General features: G+C 59.0%; 6 protein-coding genes. 3 read left to right on the top strand and 3 right to left on the bottom strand.

Going from position 1 to position 4,844, the window contains the following annotated elements; all coding sequences use genetic code 11:
- The first annotated feature begins 233 nt into the window (after window positions 1–233).
- The 3 genes from ACK59L_RS21220 (at window position 234) to ACK59L_RS21210 (ending at window position 3,667) form a co-directional block, all read left to right on the top strand.
- Complete coding sequence (locus ACK59L_RS21220; protein ID WP_409275884.1) at window positions 234–845, top strand: class I SAM-dependent DNA methyltransferase; 612 nt, start codon at window positions 234–236, stop codon at window positions 843–845.
- Window positions 846–1,155: 310 nt separating this feature from the next.
- A complete protein-coding gene (locus ACK59L_RS21215) occupies window positions 1,156–2,406 on the top strand; it encodes an MFS transporter (protein ID WP_409275882.1) in 1,251 nt (416 codons plus the stop codon).
- Between the two features lie 7 nt (window positions 2,407–2,413).
- The gene (locus ACK59L_RS21210; protein ID WP_409275880.1) at window positions 2,414–3,667 is read left to right on the top strand and encodes an arsenic transporter; all 1,254 of its coding nucleotides are present in this window, start codon (window positions 2,414–2,416) and stop codon (window positions 3,665–3,667) included.
- A gap of 25 nt (window positions 3,668–3,692) precedes the next feature.
- Here ACK59L_RS21210 and ACK59L_RS21205 read toward each other — a convergent pair whose 3' ends face one another.
- The 3 genes from ACK59L_RS21205 to ACK59L_RS21195 are packed head-to-tail and all read right to left on the bottom strand — an operon-like array spanning window position 3,693 to window position 4,800.
- Window positions 3,693–3,938 carry a hypothetical protein gene (locus ACK59L_RS21205; protein WP_409275878.1) on the bottom strand — a complete coding sequence of 82 codons (246 nt, stop codon included), beginning with the start codon at window positions 3,936–3,938 and terminating at the stop codon, window positions 3,693–3,695.
- Complete coding sequence (locus ACK59L_RS21200) at window positions 3,866–4,447, bottom strand: HipA N-terminal domain-containing protein (protein WP_409275876.1); 582 nt, start codon at window positions 4,445–4,447, stop codon at window positions 3,866–3,868. Before ACK59L_RS21200 ends, ACK59L_RS21205 begins: the two co-directional genes overlap by 73 nt.
- Entirely contained in the window at window positions 4,447–4,800 is a 354-nt protein-coding gene (locus ACK59L_RS21195; protein ID WP_409275874.1) for a transcriptional regulator, read from the bottom strand. The genes ACK59L_RS21200 and ACK59L_RS21195 overlap by 1 nt, the downstream gene beginning before the upstream one ends.
- Window positions 4,801–4,844: the final 44 nt, after the last annotated feature.

Raw genomic sequence — 4,844 nt, 5'->3', positions numbered from 1 at the left:
GAGAGGCTACGTGCTTGATTACTCAGTATCTTTTTTCGCGTCGACGCTTCTCATTTTCTTAGACCAGTCACAGCTGGTGACACACTCAGTCCAACAAGCTTATCTAATATTTAACATAATACACATTATGCGCACCTAGATATTTCCTGTTCGATGCCATCCTGGGGTACATTCGAACCCACGAACCGCATACAGCGTCCTCCTGTAAGACCGCTCACGGAAACCCTCTTCCCATGTCCCACCATCGATCAGCTGACCACATCATCGACCTCTACGATCGCCATGCATTCACCTGGCACCAAAAACGTGCCAATCACTTCACCGATCGCAAATGGATTGAGCGTTTCGGGGCCTTGTTGAGGCCGTCAGCAACTGTTTTAGATCTGGGCTGCGGCTCTGGCCAACCTGTGGCGCAACATCTGGTCGGGATCGGCGCCCGCATTGTGGGTGTAGATTCCTCCAACCAGATGCTGACCCTTTGCAGTGCACAGTTTCCTGAACAGCAATGGATTCACGCAGACATGCGCGCGCTTGCATTGGGTCGTCAATTCGACGCGATCATTGCTTGGAACAGCATTTTCCATCTCAAACCCTCAGATCAGCGCGGGATGTTCCCGGTTTTCCGTCGTCACGCGGCTCCAGGGGCGTTGCTCATGTTCACGAGTGGGCCTTCATACGGTGAAGCATTGGGTAGATTCGAAGGCGAAACGTTGTATCACGCCAGCTTAAGTGCCAATGAATACGCCGATCAGTTGCGCATCAACGGGTTCGAGGTACTCGATCACGTTGTTGAAGATCCAGAATCTGGAGGACTAACCGTATGGTTAGGGCGTCTCCTGCCCTAAACTAATATAACCGCAGGTGATAACTAAACTAAATATTCATTTAGTTTAGTTATAAAATAATCCTCCGTATCGTTGTAGCCAGCCCTACCTTCCCAAGCTTTTCATCTGATGATGCCCTGATGACCAGGCCTGTCATCTCATACCTCACTGATTCTTGGCCTTCACCCCCAAGACAACTCAAATCCGTCTCTGGAACCTATTATCGCAAAGCACAGTCTTTGCCAGAGACACCCCAGCGCCACCACTCGCCCGCCGTCCACCTCCTGGCCCACGCCAGCGATGGCTGCGTGGCCCTCTCGAGAGCACGTCCTTGGAAAACCCTAGGCAATCCGCCCCGCATCGCTCGCTTGACTGGTTGAACTTCTTCCTTGCCGATGTACGTGACGGACTCGGACCGTACCTTGCCATCTACCTGCTTGCCGTTCATCAATGGCAGCCCGCAAGCATAGGGCTGGTCATGACGATTGCCGGTGTCACTGCCCTGCTCGCCCAAACGCCCGCCGGTGCCCTGATTGACCGTACGCCCGCCAAGCGTGCCGTGGTGGTCATCGCGGCAGTCCTGGTAACCGGGAGCTGTGTGCTGTTGCCTTTCATCACATCATTTACCTGGGTGGCTGTTACCCAAACTGTAAGCGCACTGGCCGGCTCCGTGTTCGCGCCGGCGATCGCTGCCATCTCGCTGGGGCTGACCGGACCGAAGGCGTTCACGCGACGCGTAGGGCGCAATGAAACCTTCAACCATGCTGGCAATGCGTTCTCTGCACTACTGGCCGGTGGGCTCGCCTACCTTTATGGCCCAGTAGTGGTGTTCTATTTGATGGCTGCCTTGACCGTGGCCAGCGTCATCGCGGTAGCATGCGTGCCGGGCGCCGCCATCGACCACCACGTGGCTCGCGGCCTGGCCCATGGCCCGAACGATCAAGACAATCCGGCTGGCTTTGCGCTGCTTTTGCATAACCGCACATTGCTACTCTTCGCGATCTGCTGCGCTTTGTTCCACTTGGCCAATGCGGCCATGCTGCCATTGGTAAGCCAGAAGCTCTCCCAGGTCGACCTGCGCCTGGCCACGCCGCTGACCTCGGCCTGCATCGTGGCAGCCCAGCTGGTCATGGTACCGATGGCGCTGTTGGTCGGGGCGCGTGCCGAACAATGGGGGCGCAAGCCGTTCATGCTCGTGGGGTTCCTGATACTCCCACTGCGCGGCGCCCTCTACACCTTGTCGGACAATCCCTTCTGGCTTGTAGGCGTGCAGTTACTCGACGGCATTGGCGCCGGCATTTTCGGGGCGTTGTTCCCGATCATCGTCAAGGACCTCACCGAGGGCACCGGACGGTTCAACGTCAGCCTTGGGGCGCTTACCGCCGTGTTCGGTCTTGGTGCGGCGCTAAGCCCTGGTCTGGCCGGGTTCGTCGTCCAAGCGGCGGGCTATAATGCCGCGTTCCTGACGCTGGCCGGTATTGCAGCCTGCGCCTTCTTGCTTGTGCTGGTCGCCTTGCCCGAAACCCACCCGCGTCAGGGCGATGCGCCCTCCTCCTCAATACCGTCAGCCGCCGGAAACTGAACCCTTCATGCACCTGAGCCAAACCTCATTGATCATCTGGATCGTCTCGGCCCTGGCCACCGCCGGCGTCATACTCCGACCTTTCAGAGTGCCGGAATTTATCTGGGCGCTGGGTGGCGCCATCGCACTCGTGCTATTTGGGCTGATTGCGCCGATGAACGCTTTGGCCGCCGTGGCCAAGGGCGGCGACGTTTACCTGTTTCTAATTGGCATGATGGTGCTGGCCGAAGTGGCCCGTCAGGAAGGCCTTTTCGATTGGGTAGCCCGTTACGCCGTAGGACATGCACGGGGCTCTGGCCAGCGCCTGTTCAATCTGGTTTTCCTGGTCGGCACTCTGGTGACCGTCTTTCTCTCGAACGATGCCACTGCCGTGGTTCTTACCCCGGCAGTGTATGCAGCCTGCAAGGCCGCCAAGGCTGAGCCCCTGCCCTATCTGTTCATCTGTGCGTTCATCGCCAATGCCGCAAGCTTTGTCCTGCCCATTTCCAATCCCGCCAACCTAGTGGTTTTCGGCAGCCAGATGCCGCCCTTGTGGGACTGGCTCAGGCAGTTCACTTTGCCTTCATTGGCAGCCATCATGGCGACCTATCTCATGTTGCGTATTACCCAACGCCGCCAAATCTGCCAACCGCTTGCCATGGCTGTGCAAACACAGCCTCTTTCAGCCGGTGCCCGTCTGTGTGCATGGGGTATTGCGCTGACTGCTTGCGTGTTATTGGGTGCTTCGGCACTGGACGTACCCTTGGGCCTGCCTACCTTCAGCGCTGGTGTCGCGACCACCGCGCTGATTCATTTGCGCCAACGGCGCAGCCCGATGCCCGTTATGCGGCACGTGGCCTGGAGTGTACTGCCATTGGTTGCGGGCTTGTTCGTATTGGTCGAAGCTGTGGCCCAGACAGGCGTGATCGAACACTTGGCGCACATGCTCATGACCATGGAGCAGCGGTCTCAGGCCGCTGCGAGCTGGACCGCTGGGGTGGGTGTGGCCGTGGCAAGCAACTTGATGAACAACCTACCGACCGGGCTGATTGCCGGCTCAATGGTTGATATCGCCCACCTGCCTCGGCAAACCACCGCCGCGTTGCTGATCGGCGTCGATCTGGGTCCGAACCTGTCCATCACCGGGTCCCTTGCAACCCTGCTGTGGCTGGTGGCTATTCGACGTGAAGGCGAGTCTGTCAGCGCCTGGCAATTCCTGCGCCTGGGTCTGCTGATCATGCCGCCAGCCTTGGCCGCCGCGCTGTTGGCCCTTATGGTCTGATTGCCCCAAAGACCCCGCTGCGAAATCAACTGAGCATCCGATCACTGCTCGCCGCTGCGCATGCGCTGTCCAGGTCCGCACCCGCGAGGAAGGTGGCGTAGTGGTCGCGAAGCGCAGGTACCCAGCTGGCGACCTCTTCGAGCACATGCTCGGCTTGGTCCCGCGCCAGCCCAAAGTGGGCATGATGGCTCAGCAGGTTTAACCTGCTGATTTGGCTGCCTTCGCGCCCGACGGCCATGGCCAAAGCCTTGGCCGGCCCCTCATCGAGCATTGGCAGAACATCGTAGAGCGGTGAAAGACGCCACTGGCCATCAAGAAGGCAGTGGTCGCCTCGGCAGTCAGTTGCCCATCATAAACCGCCTCACATGCCGCGATGAACTTGGCCAGGCCGTTCAGGCTCGGGATGGTACCCTCGCCAGTGCCTTCGTCGGGCGTGCGGGCTCGCCCCGCCATCAGGTTGCCGACGCGATCGTTGTTAGGAGACTTGAGCAGAAAGTCCAGCGTGCTCAAAGCTTGCCCATAAACCCGATGCAGCAAGCGCTCCCCCCAACCGTCCGGCATCGCATCGTTGATGAAGCCAGGTATGCCCCGGTTACGTGTGATGCCCGTGTAGGGTTCGGCACGCAGCGGGTAGTGGATCGGGTCTGGTACCCATCCGCCCTGCGCCACGTATTCGGGTGCGTAGACGAATTCGCCCAGTCTGCCCTTCAGGCTCAGGCGGCCGAGGGTGACTACTTGGCCGCTCTCGGGATGCTCCATGTAGATGTAGGCACGTTGCATCAGAACGCCTCAGGCTTGGGTTTGGGAAGGCGCACGCGTCGGGCTGAAAGTTGCTCAGGGTCATCCTCCAGCTGAACGAAACGGGCCATCTGGGCGCTGTGCTCAACGTCCTCGAGCGTTCGGAAGACCGTATCGTTGATGCCAAGCCGCCATAGCACCAGCATGAAGGAGCGCAGGTCTACGTGAGGCGAGCCCTGTTCGACCTTGCGCAACAGGTGCGGCGATATGCCAATAGCGGCCTTGATGTCCGCCTGCCGAATACCTAGCGCCAAACGCTGTGCCTTCACCAGCATGCCTACACGCGCGAGCATGTCGGCACAAGCCACGGGAAAGAAGTCTTGCATAATGCTCATCAACGTCAATTTTACGAGGCTTAAGACTTACGTCGGTTGCCTCT

It is taken from the genome of Pseudomonas sp. KCJK9111, assembly GCF_046231935.1.
GTDB lineage: Bacteria > Pseudomonadota > Gammaproteobacteria > Pseudomonadales > Pseudomonadaceae > Aquipseudomonas > Aquipseudomonas parafulva_B.
The sequence above is the reverse complement of the archived record's forward strand: the minus strand, read 5'-3'. Positions and strand labels throughout refer to the sequence as shown.